General features: G+C 65.9%; 16 protein-coding genes and 1 pseudogene. 11 read left to right on the forward strand and 6 right to left on the reverse strand.

Going from position 1 to position 17529, the window contains the following annotated elements:
- Window positions 1-143 precede the first annotated feature (143 nt).
- On the forward strand, window positions 144-1193 hold the full coding sequence (locus HV701_RS17580) for a DUF262 domain-containing protein (protein ID WP_217467973.1): 1050 nt from the start codon (window positions 144-146) through the stop codon (window positions 1191-1193).
- Window positions 1194-1228: 35 nt separating this feature from the next.
- Complete coding sequence (locus HV701_RS27040; protein WP_420867821.1) at window positions 1229-1870, forward strand: MAE_28990/MAE_18760 family HEPN-like nuclease; 642 nt, start codon at window positions 1229-1231, stop codon at window positions 1868-1870.
- Between the two features lie 322 nt (window positions 1871-2192).
- Here HV701_RS27040 and HV701_RS17590 read toward each other — a convergent pair whose 3' ends face one another.
- The gene (locus tag HV701_RS17590) at window positions 2193-3386 is read right to left on the reverse strand and encodes an acetylornithine transaminase (RefSeq protein ID WP_175134311.1); all 1194 of its coding nucleotides are present in this window, start codon (window positions 3384-3386) and stop codon (window positions 2193-2195) included.
- Window positions 3387-3599: 213 nt separating this feature from the next.
- On the opposite strand from HV701_RS17590, the gene HV701_RS17595 reads away from it, so the two are divergent.
- On the forward strand, window positions 3600-4565 hold the full coding sequence (locus tag HV701_RS17595; protein ID WP_175134312.1) for a Bug family tripartite tricarboxylate transporter substrate binding protein: 966 nt from the start codon (window positions 3600-3602) through the stop codon (window positions 4563-4565).
- Window positions 4566-4676: 111 nt separating this feature from the next.
- Here HV701_RS17595 and HV701_RS17600 read toward each other — a convergent pair whose 3' ends face one another.
- From HV701_RS17600 to HV701_RS17610, 3 genes are all read right to left on the reverse strand, one after another.
- A complete protein-coding gene (locus HV701_RS17600) occupies window positions 4677-5537 on the reverse strand; it encodes a hypothetical protein (RefSeq protein WP_175134313.1) in 861 nt (286 codons plus the stop codon).
- A gap of 11 nt (window positions 5538-5548) precedes the next feature.
- Window positions 5549-6010, reverse strand: coding sequence for a type III secretion system chaperone (locus tag HV701_RS17605; protein ID WP_175134314.1), 462 nt, complete (start codon window positions 6008-6010; stop codon window positions 5549-5551).
- 111 nt (window positions 6011-6121) lie between these two features.
- The gene (locus HV701_RS17610; RefSeq protein WP_175134315.1) at window positions 6122-6451 is read right to left on the reverse strand and encodes a YegP family protein; all 330 of its coding nucleotides are present in this window, start codon (window positions 6449-6451) and stop codon (window positions 6122-6124) included.
- Window positions 6452-6775: 324 nt separating this feature from the next.
- Between HV701_RS17610 and HV701_RS17615 the strand changes: the two genes are divergently transcribed.
- Genes HV701_RS17615 through HV701_RS17630 form a run of 4 tightly spaced genes read left to right on the forward strand, consistent with a single transcriptional unit; the run spans window position 6776 to window position 9622 of the window.
- Window positions 6776-7558, forward strand: a complete 783-nt coding sequence (locus tag HV701_RS17615; RefSeq protein ID WP_175134316.1) for a transporter substrate-binding domain-containing protein — start codon at window positions 6776-6778, stop codon at window positions 7556-7558.
- A gap of 24 nt (window positions 7559-7582) precedes the next feature.
- A complete protein-coding gene (locus HV701_RS17620) occupies window positions 7583-8251 on the forward strand; it encodes an amino acid ABC transporter permease (protein ID WP_175134317.1) in 669 nt (222 codons plus the stop codon).
- Window positions 8248-8904, forward strand: coding sequence for an amino acid ABC transporter permease (locus tag HV701_RS17625; RefSeq protein ID WP_175134318.1), 657 nt, complete (start codon window positions 8248-8250; stop codon window positions 8902-8904). Before HV701_RS17620 ends, HV701_RS17625 begins: the two co-directional genes overlap by 4 nt.
- A complete protein-coding gene (locus HV701_RS17630) occupies window positions 8885-9622 on the forward strand; it encodes an amino acid ABC transporter ATP-binding protein (protein WP_175134319.1) in 738 nt (245 codons plus the stop codon). Before HV701_RS17625 ends, HV701_RS17630 begins: the two co-directional genes overlap by 20 nt.
- A 29-nt stretch (window positions 9623-9651) precedes the next feature.
- On the opposite strand, the gene HV701_RS17635 is transcribed toward HV701_RS17630, so the two are convergent.
- Window positions 9652-10791 carry a DSD1 family PLP-dependent enzyme gene (locus HV701_RS17635; protein WP_175134320.1) on the reverse strand — a complete coding sequence of 380 codons (1140 nt, stop codon included), beginning with the start codon at window positions 10789-10791 and terminating at the stop codon, window positions 9652-9654.
- Between the two features lie 200 nt (window positions 10792-10991).
- Between HV701_RS17635 and HV701_RS17640 the strand changes: the two are divergent.
- The 4 genes and pseudogenes from HV701_RS17640 to gluQRS all read left to right on the forward strand — a co-directional run bounded on the left by HV701_RS17640 (window position 10992) and on the right by gluQRS (window position 15753).
- Window positions 10992-11954 (forward strand): annotated as a pseudogene (locus HV701_RS17640) (TAXI family TRAP transporter solute-binding subunit).
- A 103-nt stretch (window positions 11955-12057) separates the two neighbouring features.
- Window positions 12058-14082, forward strand: a complete 2025-nt coding sequence (locus tag HV701_RS17645) for a TRAP transporter permease (RefSeq protein ID WP_175134321.1) — start codon at window positions 12058-12060, stop codon at window positions 14080-14082.
- Window positions 14083-14316: 234 nt separating this feature from the next.
- Complete coding sequence (locus tag HV701_RS17650) at window positions 14317-14775, forward strand: Smg family protein (protein ID WP_175134322.1); 459 nt, start codon at window positions 14317-14319, stop codon at window positions 14773-14775.
- Window positions 14776-14871: 96 nt separating this feature from the next.
- Window positions 14872-15753: a tRNA glutamyl-Q(34) synthetase GluQRS gene (gluQRS, locus tag HV701_RS17655; RefSeq protein ID WP_175134323.1), complete on the forward strand. Its 882-nt coding sequence runs from the start codon at window positions 14872-14874 to the stop codon at window positions 15751-15753.
- 76 nt (window positions 15754-15829) lie between these two features.
- Here the strand turns inward: gluQRS and HV701_RS17660 are convergent.
- On the reverse strand, window positions 15830-17529 hold a 1700-nt coding region (locus HV701_RS17660), incomplete at its 5' end, for a GDYXXLXY domain-containing protein (RefSeq protein ID WP_175134324.1).

The raw sequence follows: 17529 nt of genomic DNA on the forward strand, positions 1-17529 counted from the left end.
TCTACAACGCTTTTCCCGCGCCGATTCGGACCGAAAGCGCCAGATATACTCTAAGGCTCGCCATGCTCTAATCCCACGCGGCGCACCCGGGGCCCGTCCGACATCTGTATGCTTACGGAATCATCCAATCAACTGCTATAAAAATGACCGACACACAACCTCTGCAGCTTCAGTCTGAGCTCGATCAGCAACGTCGACAGGTCGACGTAGACAACTACGATCTTACTCTCGGTGAAATCGTGCGCATGGCCGAGGCCAACGAACTGATTCGGGCGCCCGAGTATCAGAGAAAGTTTAGATGGTCCGAAGAAGATGAGTCCTACCTAATCGAGTCACTATTCTTGGGACTTCCAGTGCCCAGCATTTACGTCGCCTCGAACCCAGACGGCACATGGGAAGTGGTGGACGGTCTACAGCGCTTGTCCACCCTTATTCACTTCATGTCTATTAACCCGGCGGCGTTGAAACAACTCGGGAAAGAGGAGCCGCTCCGCTTGACCGAACTTAGGAAGCTCCCGTCGTTCAACCATTACCGTTACTCGGACTTGCCAACACCGATCCGATTGCAATTCGGAAAGCGAGCTTTGCGCGTCACGGCACTGAGCGACAAGAGTGATCCGGAAATTCGGTTTGAGGTATTCGAGCGCCTGAACAAGGGAGGGGTATCTCTTAGTCCTCAGGAGGTTCGTGCGTGTATTTATCGCGGCCCGTTCGCCGAACTGCTGCGAGAACTTGGCGAGCAACCTATCTTCAAGAGGTTGGTAAAACTCCAACCGGTCCATCAGAATGACGGGACACGGGAAGAGCTTGTACTGAAGTTCTTCGCTTACTTGAACTGGGCCGAAAAGTACGACGGAAATGTGAAGTCGCTTCTAAACCGGTACATGAAGGAAGCGGGACCGCACGTGGATATTGATGAATCACGAAAGCTTTTCAATAGCGTCGTCGACGGTATTCTCAAGATCACCGACGGGCCTTTGCTCCGGAAGGGCTATGGGAATACCCCTCTTAACCAATTGGAAGCCGTTCTGGTGGGCGCTGGTCGAATTTTGAAAGCGGGCAAGAAGCTAAAGACGCCGCCAGCAGATTGGCTGAACGATGCAGATCTTCTGAAGTCCAGCACAAAAGGAACAAACACCAAGTCGTCCTTCGATGCTCGCAACGCGCGCGCCGAGAGGCTCCTTGGGGGCTAGACTGAGCCTACGGGATGCGATTTACTTCGGAACTCATGCTCGCGACTCGGGAGCTCGCTCGAATCCGGGCAGACATAGCCCATGCGGATACCGCAGTCATTTCACCCTCTTCACCTGTACAAGAAAGAGGTGCTGCTGTACGAGCCTCGGCCTACGTCTGGCTCGCCGCACTCCTTGAGCGAATTGTTCGAGCTTCACTGCAAGCGACTTTACGTGAAATTACGCAATTGGCGGTACCGATCAAGGATCTCCGATTCAGTCTTTTCTCCCTGCTTTGCGATGCCGAGTTCGCTTCGATTGCGGATCGAAACAGAAGCAGTTCTTGGGAGCAAAAGATCGCGGTTTTCCTTCGTACTACTGAAGCGAAACCAGCGCTCCTGGCAGAGAACATCCTACCTCTTGACGGGAGGACTATTCGCGGTGAGCATCTTGACACGATCTGGTTAGTCCTTGGTCTCGGTGCCCAAAGCGTTCCGAGCCCTCTACATCGCATAGCGCTGAAGGACTTAGCAGATGGTCGAAACGAAATCGCGCATGGGCACATTGATCCCGTAACGTTCGGACGCTCCAAAGCAACGAACGACATGCTTGGTATTGCTAGGCGCGTTGACGAAGTCATACTGCACCTACTAGGCTCACTCGACGCCTATGTGGAAGGGAAGCAGTACACCCGGTGAATATCGGCATTGTGCCGCTGGAGGCCTGCTGCGAGCCTCCACCGTGCGGTGCAATGCTTCCGCGAGACGGTCAATTTCCAAGTACGGCCCCTTTCGAGAAGCAATTATTGACACCAAGAGACTCCGCGCCCGCGGGCAGGGACTTATAGCACTTTGCCCTCCTGCAAGACTTACCGCGAACATTGAATGATCGTTTCTTCCTGACGCGAACAGCAACTCGTGGCCGTAAGTGGACTTAGACTTACCTCCTACGCCACACAAATAACCATGTAAAAAGAGGGCCGCAAAAGCGGCCCTCTTTTTATCTACCGTAAAACTTCTATCAAACCTTACGCACCCGCCCAATCAACCCATCCAGCTGCGTGAGCATCGTATCGATTTCTTCCGCCGTCACATTCAACGCCGGCATGAAGCGCAGCAGATTGCCGCGCGGCGCATTTAGCAGCAGACCATTGGGCGCCAGGTTGCGCGCGGCTTCGACGATGGCGGGGCCGTCATCGCGATCCATGATCAGCGCACGCAGCAGCCCCATCCCGCGCTCACCCTTCATCCCATACTTGGCCGACAGGGCCAGCAGGCCTTCGGACAATTGCTTGGCACGGGCATTGACCGATTCCATGAAGCCAGGAGCCGCCAGCGCATCAAACACCGCCACCCCCACAGCCGCCATCAACGGATTCCCGTTATACGTGCCGCCCTGATCCCCATGCGAGAACACGCAGACTTCCTGGCGCGCCAACAGCGCAGCCAGCGGCACCCCACCGCCAATCCCCTTGGCCAGCGTCATGATGTCCGGCACCACGTCGGATTGCTGGTAGGCGAACAGCGTGCCGGTGCGGCCCATCCCCGTCTGCACTTCATCCACAATGAACAGCAGCTTGTGCTCATCCGCCAGCTTGCGCAGGCCCTGCATGAATTCCTTCGTCGCCGGAATCACGCCAGCCTCGCCCTGCACCGGTTCCAGCATGATCGCCACGGTCTGGTCGTCGATCAGCTTGCGCACCGATTCCAGATCATTGATCTCGGCCTTCAGGAAACCTTCCACCTGCGGCGCGAACATCTTGTCCCAGCCCGGCTTGCCGGACGCCGACATCGTGGCCAGCGTGCGGCCGTGGAAGCCGTGGTTCATGGTGATGATCTTGTAGGCGCCCTTCTTGTTGACCTGGCCCCATTTGCGCGCCAGCTTGATGGCGCCTTCGTTGGCTTCGCCGCCGCTGTTAGCGAAGAAGACGCGGTCGAACACCGACGCGCCGGTCAGGCGGCTGGCCAGTTCGATGGACGGCAGGTTGTAGAACGCCGGCGACGGGTTCATCAGCAGCTTGGACTGGTCCAGCAGGGCCTTTTGCATTTCCGGGGCGCAGTGGCCCAGGGTGTTGACGGCCCAGCCCTGGATGAAGTCCAGGTATCGCTTGCCGGCGTGATCCTCCAGCCAGGACCCCTGACCGCGCACGAACACGAGGTCCGGGCGGGAGGTGATCTCCATGAGGGCGTTGACGTTGTACTGGCTGAATTCCATGGCGGTGCCTGCTGAATTGTGAGAACCGGGTTGAAAAAGGGTGGGAAACGCGTAAATGCCGAATTTAGCATCGGCGGCGGGATGCTATCGTGACGCACCCCCAGCCGATCCGCCCCACGGCCGCCTCAAAAGGGCCGCTTGCGCGGGGCTCCCTATTTTATGCAACAGGGCCGGCGCCAGGCGCCGCCCTTTGTCGCTTTTTACTGACCGATCATGACACGAATTCTTTCCAGTCTTGCCGCCGGCCTGGTGCTGGCGGCGGCCACGACGGCCGCGCATGCCGCGTATCCCGACCGTCCCATCCGCCTGGTGGTGCCGTTCCCGCCGGGGCAGGCCACCGATATCTTCGCCCGCGCGCTGGCCGAGAAGCTGGGCGCGGCGCTCAAGCAGCCGATCGTGGTGGAGAACCGCGCCGGCGCCGGCAGCAATATCGGCATGGAGCAGGCCGCGCGCGCGACGCCGGACGGCTACACGCTGGTGATCGCGGGTTCGGCCGCGGCGGTGAACCAGACGCTGTACAAGACCATCAACTACAGCCTGACCAAGGATTTCGCGCCGGTGTCGGGGGTGTTCTCGGTGCCGCTGATGTTCCTGGCGACGCCGGCTTCGGGCATCACGTCGCTGCAGCAGCTGGTGAAGCAGGCGCGCGCCAATCCGGGCGAGCTGGCGTATGCCAGCGCCGGCATCGGCGGCACGCAACATCTGTCGGCCGAGATGTTCAAGGCGGCGGCCAATATCGACATTCGCCATATTCCGTACAAGGGCAGCGGCCCGGCGCAGGCGGATTTCCTGGGCCATCAGGTGCCGCTGATGGTGGATTCGGTGACGGCGGGGCTGCCGCACGTGCAGAGCAAGAAGGCGGTGGCGCTGGCGGTGACGACGGCCAAGCGCCTGCCGCAGCTGCCGGACGTGCCGACGGTGGCTGAAAGCGGTTATCCGGGTTTCGAGGCGATTGGCTGGGCGTCGGTGCTGGCCCCGCGCGGCACGCCGCTCGAGGTGACCCACTACCTGAGCCAACAGATCGGCCACGTGCTGGGCACGCCCGAGATGCAGAAGTTCTTCCATGACCGCGGCGCGGAACCGATGCCGATGACGCCCGAGGCCACCGCCACCTTCATCGCCAGCGAGGTCGAGAAGTGGGGCAAGGCGGTCAAGCAGTCGGGCGCGCAGGTGGACTGACGGCGCGGCGGGAGGGCGGGCGCGGCGGCCTTGCGGGGCATCACGTCGGGCGCCTGCCCCAAAGCAAGCCGCGCAATGACAAACGCCGGGCCCAGGCCCGGCGTTTTTGCGTCAGTTGATGACAACGTGGTTGTTGTCCTTCTCGCTGCCTTCAATGGCGCCGTGCGGGCCGATCTGCACGTAGGATGCGCTGGAGCCGATGTGCATGCCCCACGACAGCATGTGGCCGCCGAATTCCTGGGCCCATTCGCCCCAACCTTGCTGCGGGTTGCCGACGCCGTGCGATTCCAGTTGGAAGAAGCTGTCGCCGTTGTTGGTGCGGCCGATCAGCAGGTGGCCGACGCCGGGCAGGTCCATGCCGTGTTGCTGGTGCGGCGAGCCCTTGTAGTGGCTGGAGCCGCGCGCCTGCATCTGGCCGCCGCCATCCTGTTGCAGTTGGTTGGCGAGCGCGCCGCCGTCGTTGACGACGAAGTGGCCGCCGCACATCAGGGCGGCATGGAACTGTTGCTGGGTCATTTGCAGGGCCTGGCCGCCGCGCGTCAGGTTATTGAGCGCAACGCCGTTCAGGCGGTTCATGACGTCGGTTTCCTGCTGGGTCGCCTGATTGTTGTTCAAGGCGTTGGTGAAACGCCCCGACAGCACGCCGCCATCGTTGATCGCGCTCTGGAAGCCCGGAGCGTTGGGCAGCGAACCCAACACGGTGGTGCGCGAGATCTCGTCCAGGTCCGGCGCCGGCGCATTGCCGAGCGCATGGGCCTCGGACTGCACGTAAAGATCGATTCCCCGCACGACGTTCGACAAGGCATGCACGGTGCCGCCGATCACGTTTTCCACCAGGGTGTTGAGGGTACTGGCCCAGGACCCGCCCTGCGCCTGCTGCACGTTGCCGTTCTGCGGCGCCTGCTGCACCCCGACGGGCGCCACGGCGTTGACCTGGCCACCGCCGACCTGTCCGATTCCTCCTGCGACCATGTCGTTCTCCTTCAGGCGAGGTTGATGGCGGGGGACATGCCCGGCGCCGCGGCGGCCGGGGCCGGCGTGTCCTGCGCGGTCAGCTTGCCGTCGGCGTAGGCCTTGCGCCAGGTCTGCTGCACCAGGCGGAAGTCGCCCAGCGCGCGCACCAGGCCGTCGGCGTCCAGGCCGTCCAGCGGCAGCGTCTTGAACAACAGGATCTTGCTGGCGTCGACGCTGAAGGCACAGCCGTCGGTCAGCAGGCCGTACAGCTGGGCTTGCAATAGCGTTTCGAACAGGCGGGCCTGCTGCGCCTGCGGCGGATAGAAGCCGATGGCGCCGGCCAGGCTGATCTGGCCGCGGCTGTCGTGGTGCTCGATGCGCACCGGGTGGTCGTCCTGGAACTGGATGTCCAGCGCCTGGGCCTTGGCGTCGACGCCGCCGCCCAGTTGCAAGCGGTCGGCGGCCGCGTTGATGAGGTCATGAAACGCCATTGCCATTCTCCTTGGGTTGGATCGATAGACAAGGCGTGAGTAACGCGGGAGGCCGCCCCGGTTCCGTGGCGTTACGAATTCGGCCGACGCGAGGCCGGCCGGACGGGCGGGTCAGGTGTTGTCTTTGACCGTGGTGCTGGGGCCGTTGGTCTTGACCGACGCGATGCCGTTGTCGCGGGCCGCGGTGCTCGAATACATCTCGCTGCGGCCGATGGTCTGGCCATTGGTGGCGGTCAGGGTGAAGTAGGGCGAGCCGTCGGTGGCCGTCTTGCGCTCGTAGCGCGCGTCGACCTGCGAATTCTGCCGGACCGAGGCGATGCCGTCCTGGGCACTGGCCTTGCTGGTGTAGCGCTCGCTGGTGAGGATGACTTCATGGTTCGCAGCTTTCAGGTTGAACATGAACTGATCGCCGCTGGGCTTCAACTCGTAGTAACCACTCATGGAAATCTCCTTCAGGGGGATGGATTCGACAATTGGCCAACCTGCGATGCGTCCGCGAGAACACTGGCCGATAGTAGTGGATACCAACCGGCGTGGCCAATTTCCAGACGCGTGGAGGCGGGGGGCCGGCGCGGTCCATGGCGGTGCGCGCGCTGCGCCACGGTGGCGCGCGGCGCACCACGACGGTGCGGGCGCATCCGCCTCGGCCGGGCGTGGTCCGGGGGCCGCGAAATGGCACGGAACTTGCTTTTCCCGTTTTGTATACCGAATTGGTGTGCAACGCTCGACCCCGCTCCCGGGGCGGCGCGCCCTGGAGAGTTCCTCATGAACCGTAGAACCCTGTTGCTGTCCCTTTGCACCGCCGCCACCTTGCTGGCCGCGCCGCTCACGCATGCCGACACGCTGGACGATATCGTCAAGGCCGGCACCATCAAGATCGCCGTGCCGCAGGACTTTCCGCCGTTCGGCTCGGTCGGCGCCGACATGAAGCCGCTGGGCTATGACATCGACACCGCCGCGCTGATTGCCAAGCAGTTGGGCGTGAAGCTGGAACTGGTGCCGGTGACCAGCGCCAACCGCATTCCCTACCTGCAGACGCGCAAGGTGGACCTGGTGATTTCCAGCCTGGGCAAGAACGCCGAGCGCGAAAAGGCGATCGACTTCTCCGACGCGTATGCGCCGTTCTTCAACGGCGTGTTCGGCCCGGCCGACCTGAAGGTGGCGTCGGCCGCCGATCTGGCGGGCAAGACCATCGGCGTGACGCGCGGCGCGGTCGAGGACATCGAACTGAGCAAGATCGCTCCGCCCACGGCCACGCTCAAGCGCTATGAAGACAACAACGGCACCATCACCGCCTTCCTGTCGGGCCAGGTGCCGCTGATCGCCACCGGCAACGTGGTGGCCGCCGCGATCCTGGCGCGCAACCCGCCCAAGAAGCCGGAGACCAAGTTCCTGATCAAGAATTCGCCGTGCTACATCGGCCTGAACAAGGATGAGCCCAAGCTGCGCGCCAAGGTCAACGAGATCCTGGCCAACGCCAAGCGCGATGGTTCGCTGGCGGCGATTTCCAAGAAGTGGCTGGGCGCCGACCTGCCCAAGGACCTGTAAGGCGGGCGCGTCGGAGCGCGGTTCATGGCTTACCAATTCGACTTCGCTTCCGTGTTCGATTACACGCCGGTGCTCATCAAGGGCATCGGCGTGACGGTCGAGCTGATCGCCTTTGGCGCGGTGGCCGGCGTGGCGCTGGGCATCGGCTGCGCCTGGGCCCGCACGCAGGGGCCGCGCTGGCTGCGCGCGCCGGTCACCGCCTATGTGGAGGTGGTGCGCAATACGCCGTTCCTGATTCAGCTGTTCTTCGTGTTCTTCGGGCTGCCGTCGCTGGGCGTGCAGTTCAGCGAGATGCAGGCGGCCTGCCTGGCGATGGCGCTGAACCTGGGCGCCTATAGCGCCGAGATCATCCGCGCCGGCATCGACGCCACGCCCAGGGGCCAGTACGAGGCTGGCGCCAGCCTGGCGATGACGCGCTGGCAGGTGTTCCGCCATATCGTGCTCAAACCCGCATTGGCGCGCATCTGGCCGGCCCTGTCGTCGCAGATCGTGATCGTGATGCTGGGCTCGGCGGTGTGTTCGCAGATCGCGGCCGAGGACCTGACGTTCGCGGCCAATTTCATCCAGTCGCGCAATTTCCGCGCGTTCGAGGTGTATTTCGTGACCACCGGCATCTATCTGGCGCTGGCGGTATCGTTGCGCCAGTTGCTGCGCATGACGGGCAAGCGGTTGTTCCGCAGGGCGGTGCGATGATCGAGTTCTCTACCTGGGACATCGTCCGCAATCTGCTGCTGGCGGCGCGCTGGACCGTTGTGCTGTCGCTGGTGGCGTTCGTCGGCGGCGCGCTGATGGGCGGGCTGGCGCTGATGATGCGAACCTCGCGCGTGCCGCTGATGCGGCGCGTGAGCTGGGCCTATATCGAACTGTTCCAGGGCACGCCGCTGCTGATGCAGTTGTTCCTGGCGTTCTTCGGGTTGTCGCTGCTGGGGCTGGAAGTGCCGCCGTGGCTGGCGGCGGGCGCGGCGCTGACGCTGTGGGCGGGCGCCTTCCTGGCCGAGATCTGGCGCGGCTGCGTGGAAGCGATTCCGAAAGGCCAGTGGGAAGCCTCGGCCAGCCTGGCGCTGGGCTACGTGCAGCAGATGCGCTACGTGGTGCTGCCGCAGGCGCTGCGCATCGCGGTGGCGCCCACGGTCGGCTTCGCGGTGCAGATCGTCAAGAGCACGGCGCTGACCTCCATCATCGGTTTCACCGAACTGTCCAAGGCCAGCACGGTGATCACCAACGCCACCTTCAGTCCCTTCACCGTCTATGCCTGCGCCGCGCTGATCTACTTCGCGCTGTGCTGGCCCCTGTCGCGCCTCAGCCTGCTGCTGGAAAGGAAGTTGCATGCCCCTCATCGCCCTTGAAGACGTCCGCAAGAAGTTCGGCGACAACGAAGTCCTGAAAGGGGTGACGTTGCGCGTCGAGCCCGGCGAGGTGATCGCCATCATCGGCAAAAGCGGTTCCGGCAAGAGCACGCTGCTGCGCTGCATCAACGGGCTGGAGCAGATCGACGGCGGCGCCATCATGGTGGCTGACGCGCAACTGGGCGACGACGAGTTGCGGTTGCGCGCGCTGCGGCTGAAGGTGGGCATGATCTTCCAGCAGTTCAACCTGTTCCCGCACCTGACGGTGGGGCGCAATGTGATGCTGTCGCCGATGGTGGCCAAGCGCATGCCGCAGGACCAGGCCGCCGATCTGGCGCGGGCCATGCTGACGCGGGTGGGGCTGGAGCACAAGTTCGACGCCTGGCCCGATGAATTGTCGGGCGGCCAGCAGCAGCGCGTGGCGATCGCCCGCGCCCTGGCGATGCAGCCGCTGGCGCTGCTGTGCGACGAGATCACCTCGGCGCTGGACCCGGAGCTGGTCAACGAGGTGCTGGCGGTGGTGCGCGAACTGGCCGCCGACGGCATGACGCTGCTGATGGTGACGCACGAGATGCGCTTTGCGCGCGAGGTGTGCGACCGGGTAGTGTTCATGCACCAGGGCCGCGTGCATGAGATCGGGCCGCCCGAGGAACTGTTCACGGCGCCGGCGACGCCGGAGCTGCGGCAGTTCCTGGGGATGACGGACCTGGCGCGTTGAGCGCGCGTCCCGGCGGCCGGCCCGGCGCCTCAGCGCGAGAAGCCGCGCGCCGATATCTCCCAGATGTCCTGCACGATGCCGTCGCGGTAGACCACCAGCCCGTCGTGCAGGTTGAAGGTGGGATCGACGTGCGACGGCACCAGCAACAAGGTGTCGCCCAACGCCGGCGCCCGCGCATCGGCCGCCACCCGCACCACGCCATGCTCGTCGTTGATGGCGGCGTATTGCAGCCCCGGGGCGCCGTGGATCGCGGGCGGGCCGCATTCGGCGGTGGTGGACTTCAGGCCGGCATCGAGGATGACGCGGTCCGGCGCGGGCGTGCTCATCACGGTCGACAGCAGGAACAGGCTGTGCTGGAAGGCCAGCGCGCCGTCCCAGTCGTTGGCGCCGTAGTCGCCGTCCATGAAGGCGTAGGAACCGGCCTGCAATTCGGTGAAGACGCCGCTGGCGGCGTCGAATTCGACGCTGCCGGTGCCGCCGCCGGTGATGACATCGCAGGCAATGCCGCTTTCGCGCAGCAGCAATTGGTACGACGCCGCGATGCGCGCGGCCTGGCGGCAGACGGCGGCGCGTTCCTCGCGGGTGCGCAGGTGCTGCACCGAGCCGTGGTAGGCCTGCAGCCCGACGAAGTTCACGCCCGGCAGGGCGCGCGCCTGCTGCGCCAGCGCCAGCACGGTGGCGTCGTCGGCCACGCCGCAGCGGCCCTGGCCCACGTCCACCTCCACCAGCACGTCGATCTCGGCGCCGGCCGCGGCCATGGCCTGCGAGACCTGGGTCAGGTTGGCGGCGTTGTCGACGCAGACGCTGAACTTGGCGGCGCGCGCCAGCTGGCCCAAGAGGCGCAGCTTGGCCGGGCCGACCACTTCGTTGCTGATGTGGATGTCGGTGATGCCGGCGGCCACGAAGGGCACCGCCTCGCTGACCTTCTGGCAACAGATGCCGCGCGCGCCCAGCGCCAGCTGGCGGCGGGCGATTTCCGGGCATTTGTGGGCCTTGGCGTGCGGGCGCAGCGCGACCTCGTGGCGGTCGGCCCAGGCCTGCATGGTGCGCAGGTTGGCCTCGAACGCGGCCAGGTCCAGGACCAGGCTGGGCGTATCGACGCTGGCCAGGGGATCGCCGGCCTGGGCGGGCGGCGGCAGCGCAATGCCGCGAATGACTTCTTGGGACATCGAATGGCTCCGTGATAAAACCTGCTGCGCCGCCGTGGGCCAGCGCGCTTGCGACGGCCCGCCCGGCGGGGGATTTTGCCGCGGTGCAGCACCCCCCTGGTAAACGATAGCCTCCAGGCCATTGGCGCGCGGCGGCCGGCATGCCAGAATTTCAACACAACAAACAATAGGTTACTTCCACTTATTTTGGAGAAGCTCGCATGAAACTCAGGAATTGGATCGCTACCCTGGCCATGGCCGTTGCCGCCGTCGGCGCCACCGGATCGGCACAGGCCCAGCAGTTCTTCCGCATCGGTACCGGCGGTACCGCCGGTACCTACTACCCCATCGGCGGCATCATCGCCAACGCCGTGTCCCAGCCCGGCAAGCTGATCGCGACCGCGGTTGCCTCCAATGGCTCGGTGGCCAACATCAACGGCATCATGGGCGGGTCGTTCGAAGCAGGCTTCACGCAATCGGACGTTGCCTTCTGGGCCTACAGCGGCACCGGCACCTTCGAAGGCAAGCCCAAGGCGCAAGACCTGCGCCTGATCGCCACCCTGTATCCGGAAAGCATCCACCTGGTGACGCGCAAGGGCGCCGGCATCAAGAGCGTGGCCGACCTGAAGGGCAAGCGCGTGTAGATGGACGAGCCGGGCTCGGGCACGCTGGTGGACGTGCGCCTGATCCTGGGCGCCTATGGCATGACCGACAAGGACGTCAAGGCCGAATACCTCAAGCCCAACCAGGCCGGTGACAAGCTCAAGGACGGCGGCCTGGACGCGTTCTTCTTCGTCGGCGGCGCCCCCGCCGGCGCCATCGCCGAACTGGCCTCCAGCGGCGCCGGTATCGACATCGTGCCGCTGGTCGGCCCCGAAATCGATGCGCTGCGCGCCAAGCAGGAGTTCTTCACGCCCGACACCATTGCCGCCAATACCTACCAGAACGTGGGCGAGGTCAAGACCATCTCGGTCAACGCGCAGATGGTGACGTCGGCCAAGCTGCCCGAGCAGGTGGTGTACGAAGTCACCAAGGCGCTGTACAGCGACGCCACGCGCAAGACGCTGGACAACGGCCATGCCAAGGGCAAGCTCATCACCCGCGAAAACGCGGTCAAGGGCGCCGGCATCCCGTTCCACCCGGGCGCCGAGAAGTTCTACAAGGAAATCGGCCTGCTGAAGTAAGCGCCGGTCGTCTCCCTTGCGGGAGTGCGCGGCGCCCAGCGCCGCGAATGCACAGGGCCGCCGCGGGCGGCCCTGTTCACGGAATCACATGAGAAGCACGGCTATGCAAATAGACCACGAAAAAACGCAGCAGCTGGCGGAGAAATACGATTCGGAAATCCGCTTCCGGCCGCTGCACAAAAGCGCCACCTGGATCGTCTCGGGCCTGCTGGTGGCGTTGTCACTGTTCCATTACTACACCGCCGGCTTCGGCCTGCTGCGCGAAGCCACGCACCGGGGGGTGCACCTGGCCTTCGTGCTGAGCCTGATCTTCCTGGTGTTCGGCTTTTCCAAGGCGCACTACCAGCGCGAGCCGAAATCGACCTGGTACGCGCCCGGCGGCGTGCCGCTGTATGACTGGATCATCGCCATCGCGCTGGCCCTGTCGGTGCTGTACATCCCCTACATCTTCGAGGACCTGGCGTTCCGCGTGGGCAATCCGCTGCCGCAGGACGTGTTCATGGGGTCGATCCTGCTGATTGGGCTGCTCGAAGCGACGCGCCGCGCCATGGGCTGGCCGCTGCCGATCATCGCCCTGGTGTTCATGGCCTACGCCGCGTTCGGGCCGTATTTCCCCGGGCTGCTGCAGCACGCGGGCAATACGTGGTCGCAGATCGTCAACCACATGTACCTGACCAGCCAGGGCGTGTACGGCGTGGCTGTCGGCGTGGTGGCCACCTACGTGTTCCACTTCGTGCTGTTCGGCGTGCTGGCCACGCGTATCGGCCTGGGCCAGTTGTTCCTGGACGTGGCCTCGACCATTGCCGGCCGCTATGCCGGCGGCCCGGCCAAGGTGTCGGTGTTCGGCTCGGCGATGTTCGGCATGCTGTCCGGCTCGTCGGTGGCGAACGCGGTGACGGTGGGTTCGCTGACCATCCCGGCGATGATCCGCATCGGCTATCCGCGCCATTTCGCCGCGGGCGTGGAAGCGGCCAGCAGCACCGGCGGCCAGATCACGCCGCCGATCATGGGCGCGGCGGCGTTCCTGATGATCGAGTTTCTCGGCATCCCGTACCAACAGATCGCCATCGCGGGCATTTTCCCCGCGCTGCTGTATTTCTTCGGCATGTTCATGCAGGTGCACTTCGAAGCCAAGCGCGAAGGGCTGCGCGGGCTGACGCCGGAAGAAATGCCGCGCCTGCGCGAGTCCTTCAAGAAGCGCTGGCCGACGCTGATCCCGCTGGCGCTGCTGATCGGGGTGCTGGCCAGCGGCCGCACGCCGTACCTGGCGGCGTTCGCCGGCATCACCGGCTGCATCATCGTGGGCCTGCTCAACCCGTTCCAGCGGCTGCACTGGCGCGACCTGTACGAGGCCTTCGAGACCGGCGCCAAGTACGCGCTGGCGGTGGGCGCGGCGGCCGGCACGGTGGGCATCGTGATCGGCGTGGTGACGCTTACCGGGGTGGGCTTCAAGATCTCGTACATCGTGATCTCGGCGGCCCAATCGATCGCCGGCGTCGCGGGCGCGATCATTCCCGACGCCATCGCCAACACCCAGTCACTGACGCTGGTCGCGGCGCTGATCATGACGGGGGTGGTCTGCATCCTGATGGGCTGCGGCATTCCCACGACCGCCAACTACCTGATCATGGTGGCGGTGGCCGCGCCGACGCTGGTGCAGTTGGGGGTGCAGCCGATCGCCGCGCACTTCTTCGTGTTCTATTTCGGCATCCTGGCCGACATCACGCCACCCGTGGCGCTGGCGGCGTATGCGGCGGCGGGCATGGCGGGCAGTGATCCGTTCAAGACCGGCAATACCGCGTTCCGGCTAGGCATCACCAAGCTGATCGTGCCGTTCGTGTTCGTGTTCTCGCCATCGCTGCTGATCTCGGTGCAGGGCTTCACGTGGTACGACTTCTTCGTGACGCTGTTCGGCTGCATGATCGGCCTGGTGCTGCTGTCGGCGGCCTTCTCGCGCTATCTGCTGGTGGGCATGAAGCGCTGGGAACGTTGGCTGTGCGCCCTGGGCGCCTTGCTGACCATTCTGCCGGGCCTGACCAGCGGATTGATCGGCCTGCTCGTCTGCATCCCGGTGTTCATGCGACAGCTGACGCAGTACAAGCTGGTGTCGGCGCCGAAGACCGCATAGGCCTCAGGGGTATTAAAGAGGGGCGGACCCAGGAAAGTCCGCCCCGCCTGGGGAATTCTCGATTCTGCCGGCATCGGGGCGGGGATTTCGCGACTGTCGCGAGGCCGCTACGCCCCCTTTACTCCGCCTTTGCGGCGGTTGCCCGGGGATATAAATCAGCGTACAGTAAAATCCATGTTTGCTGGTCTGCCGATATGCGGGCCGACTGTGCAAACAGGCACAAGACTGCGCCATATGTTCGATATCCTGGTTTATCTGTACGAGAATTACTACACGCCGCAAGCCTGTCCCGCCGCTGACGTACTGGCCAAGCGGCTGGCTGCCGCCGGGTTCGAGCACGAAGACATCGACGACGCGCTCGGCTGGCTGTATGGCCTGGCCGAAACCACCGAACGCTGTGTGGATCTCGCCCAAGCCCCCACCACTGGCACCCGCATCTACACCGATAACGAATACCAGCAACTCGGCTCCGAATCCATCGGCTTCATCGCCTTCCTGGAATCGGCCGGCGTGCTGCCCGCGCCGCTGCGCGAGATCGTCATCGACCGGGGCCTGGCCGCGTCGGAATCGCCCGTGCCGCTCGCCAAGATCAAGATCATCGCCCTCATGGTTCTCTGGAGCCAGGAAGCCGAGATCGATAACCTGGTCCTGGAAGAGCTGCTGGACGAAGACGGCGCCCGCTTGCTGCACTGACGGCGCCGGCCCACGCCGGCGTCCGTATCCGCCTGGCCCGCGCGCCGCGAGCGCGCGGCGCCGTATCGCCGCAACCCCACTGCTTTCACTCGCTTCGTGACTTACATCGGCCGCTTCGCCCCCAGCCCCAGCGGCCCGTTGCACGCCGGCTCGCTGGTGGCCGCGCTGGCCAGTTGGCTGGACGCGCGCGCCCATCACGGGCGCTGGCTGCTGCGCATCGAGGATGTCGACACGCCGCGCACCGTGGCGGGCGCGGCCGAGACCATCATGGGCCAGCTCCAGACCCTGGGCCTGCGCTGGGACGGCGACGTCATGTGGCAATCGGCGCGCGGCGATGCCTACCAGGCGGCTTTCGACGCGCTGGCCGCGCGCGGCCTGGTCTATGGCTGCGGCTGCACCCGCCGCGAGATCGCCGATTCCGCGCTACGCGGCCAGACCGCCCCGGGCGCGGATGGCGAACGCCCCTATCCCGGCACCTGCCGCCACGGCCTGCCGCCCGGCCGCCAGGCGCGCGCCTGGCGCGTCATCCTGCCAGCCGGGCTGGAACGCTTCGAGGACCGCTGGCTCGGGCCGCAGGAACAAGACGTGGCGCAGGCGGTGGGCGACATCGCCGTCAAGCGCGCCGACGGCCTGTGGGCGTATCAACTGGCGGTGGTGGTGGACGATGGCGCGCAGGGCGTGACCGACGTGGTGCGCGGCGCCGACCTGCTCAGCTCGACCGCGCGCCAGCGCGTGCTGGGCCGGCTGCTGGGGCTGCCGCCGGTGCGCTACCTGCACGTGCCGCTGATCCTGGACGCCGCCAGCGGCCTGAAGCTGTCCAAGCAGAACGGCGCCCCGGCCATCGACACGGGCGCGCCGCTGGCAGCGCTGCAAGACGCGTGGCGCGCGCTGGGCTTCGCGCCGCTGGACGCGCCCGACCTGGGCATGTTCCTGCGCGAGGCGACAGCGCGCTGGGCGGCGCGCTTTCCGTTGCCCTGATGCGCGGTCCCGCCACCGGGTGGCGGGCGGACCCGCGCGGCGCCGGGCAGCCGGCCGGGCGCGCGGGCGGCGGACCCTACAACGGCTGCAGCTCCGCGCCCAGCATGCGCACCAGCAGGGCATCGCCATTCTCGGCCACGCGCAGCTCGCCGAACTTGGCGGCTTCATAGCGCTTGGCCTGGCCTTCGGGGAAGAAATAGGCGTTGGTGACGATGCGCACCCGGTTGTCGCGCACCCGATAGCGCAGCGGCACCTCGCCGTCGGCGCGCGGATCGGCAGCCTGCTGGATGCGCACCGGCTGCGCCACACCGCGCGCATCCAGCGTCAGCATCACGTAGCCGTCGGACGCTTCGTCCAGGATGGAAGCGTCCGCGTCCTGGCGCTCGCCCCCCAGCCGCAAGCGCGTGACCTCGCGCGCGGCGGCGAAGTTGAGCGCCATGTAATCGCCCTGCATCAGCGAGCGCGGGTCGACCGGCGCCAGCTCCAGGATCACCACCTTGCCGCTGGCCAGCAGCTTCTCGCGCTGCCAGATGCCGCCATTGGCGAAGGCCAGCGCCAGCGCCAGCCCGCCAAGGATGCCCAGGGTGCGCCAGCGCAACGGCGCCGAAATGGGCGGCAGCGGCGCGCGGCGCGAAGGCGCTTGCGTGCGCATCAGCCGCGGCACCAGCCACACCAGCGCCCGCAGCACGAACAGCAGCAGCGCGCCGCCGCCCAGCCATAGCGCCTTCTGCAGCAGCGGCACGTCGAGCTGGTAGTAGTAGACGCCCAGGTAGGCCAGCAGGCTCAGCACGCCGAACAGCGTCACGCCCAACTGGTTCAGGCCGAATCCCAGCAGCAGCCACGCCAGCGCGAAACCGACCCCGGGACTGGGCAGCCAGAACAGCGCCAACAGCAGCAGGGCGATCGGCACGCCCCAGGTGACGCCGGCGGTCAGCACATGGCGGCGCGGCCACAGCACCGCCATCGCCGCCGCCGCGGGCAGCAGGGCGCCGGCGCACACCAGCAGCGCGGTCTGCGCGTGCAATTGCCACATGACCGGCAGTTGCAGCACCGACAGGCCGCTGGCCAGCCAGACCATGCCCTGCACCGACAGCAGGAAGGCCCAAGCCAGCGGTTGCAGCGCATGGCCGCGCTTGCCGCCCAGCCGGTGCGCCAGGGTCAGGATCACCGCCGTGGCCCAGGCGCCGGTCACGGCGATCGGCAGCCAGACGAAGGCGGCGCGGGCCATGTCGAAGCCCAGCAGGGCGTCCAGCAGATCGTCGCGCAGCAGCTCGGGCGCCAGGACGCGCCAGATCAGGCCGGCGCCGGCCGCCGCGATCAACCCGCCGCTCAGGAAGCGCAGGATCACGTCCGGCCCCAGCGCGTACACCGCCGTGGCCATCAGCAGCACGAACAGGCAGGCGCTGGCGAACGAGGTCGAGCTGGACATGCCGTAGATGATGAGGATCTGGCCGGCGAAGGCCATGGCCGTGCCGCACTGGCGCCAGAACGGACCGGCGTCGCTGCGCAGCACCGCCACGCCGACGGCGCACAGCACCAGGCCGGCCACCAACGCGCCTTCCTCGGAATTGACGATGCCGGAGAAGGCCACGAACGCCAGCAGCAACAGGGTCGCCAACCAGGCGCTCAGGCCCAGGATGCATTGCACGTACCAGGGCGGCTCGGTGTGCGGCACGGCGGGCGGCGCGACCTGGGCCACGGGTTCGCCCGCCTCGGCCGGGTCGACCGCGTTGCCGGCCGAGGCCGCGGCCGGCTCGGCATCGGCGGGCGCGGCAG

The sequence above is a fragment of the Achromobacter pulmonis genome (assembly GCF_902859765.1).
Classification (GTDB): Bacteria; Pseudomonadota; Gammaproteobacteria; order Burkholderiales; family Burkholderiaceae_B; genus Achromobacter; species Achromobacter pulmonis.

What these genes read in the sequence shown, in the direction of transcription:
- HV701_RS17580 (WP_217467973.1), top strand. Translation starts at nt 144, where the DNA reads ATGACCGACACACAACCTCTGCAGCTTCAGTCTGAGCTCGATCAGCAA.
- HV701_RS27040 (WP_420867821.1), top strand. Translation starts at nt 1,229, where the DNA reads ATGCTCGCGACTCGGGAGCTCGCTCGAATCCGGGCAGACATAGCCCAT.
- HV701_RS17590 (WP_175134311.1), bottom strand. Translation starts at nt 3,386, where the DNA reads ATGGAATTCAGCCAGTACAACGTCAACGCCCTCATGGAGATCACCTCC.
- HV701_RS17595 (WP_175134312.1), top strand. Translation starts at nt 3,600, where the DNA reads ATGACACGAATTCTTTCCAGTCTTGCCGCCGGCCTGGTGCTGGCGGCG.
- HV701_RS17600 (WP_175134313.1), bottom strand. Translation starts at nt 5,537, where the DNA reads ATGGTCGCAGGAGGAATCGGACAGGTCGGCGGTGGCCAGGTCAACGCC.
- HV701_RS17605 (WP_175134314.1), bottom strand. Translation starts at nt 6,010, where the DNA reads ATGGCGTTTCATGACCTCATCAACGCGGCCGCCGACCGCTTGCAACTG.
- HV701_RS17610 (WP_175134315.1), bottom strand. Translation starts at nt 6,451, where the DNA reads ATGAGTGGTTACTACGAGTTGAAGCCCAGCGGCGATCAGTTCATGTTC.
- HV701_RS17615 (WP_175134316.1), top strand. Translation starts at nt 6,776, where the DNA reads ATGAACCGTAGAACCCTGTTGCTGTCCCTTTGCACCGCCGCCACCTTG.
- HV701_RS17620 (WP_175134317.1), top strand. Translation starts at nt 7,583, where the DNA reads ATGGCTTACCAATTCGACTTCGCTTCCGTGTTCGATTACACGCCGGTG.
- HV701_RS17625 (WP_175134318.1), top strand. Translation starts at nt 8,248, where the DNA reads ATGATCGAGTTCTCTACCTGGGACATCGTCCGCAATCTGCTGCTGGCG.
- HV701_RS17630 (WP_175134319.1), top strand. Translation starts at nt 8,885, where the DNA reads ATGCCCCTCATCGCCCTTGAAGACGTCCGCAAGAAGTTCGGCGACAAC.
- HV701_RS17635 (WP_175134320.1), bottom strand. Translation starts at nt 10,791, where the DNA reads ATGTCCCAAGAAGTCATTCGCGGCATTGCGCTGCCGCCGCCCGCCCAG.
- HV701_RS17645 (WP_175134321.1), top strand. Translation starts at nt 12,058, where the DNA reads ATGCAAATAGACCACGAAAAAACGCAGCAGCTGGCGGAGAAATACGAT.
- HV701_RS17650 (WP_175134322.1), top strand. Translation starts at nt 14,317, where the DNA reads ATGTTCGATATCCTGGTTTATCTGTACGAGAATTACTACACGCCGCAA.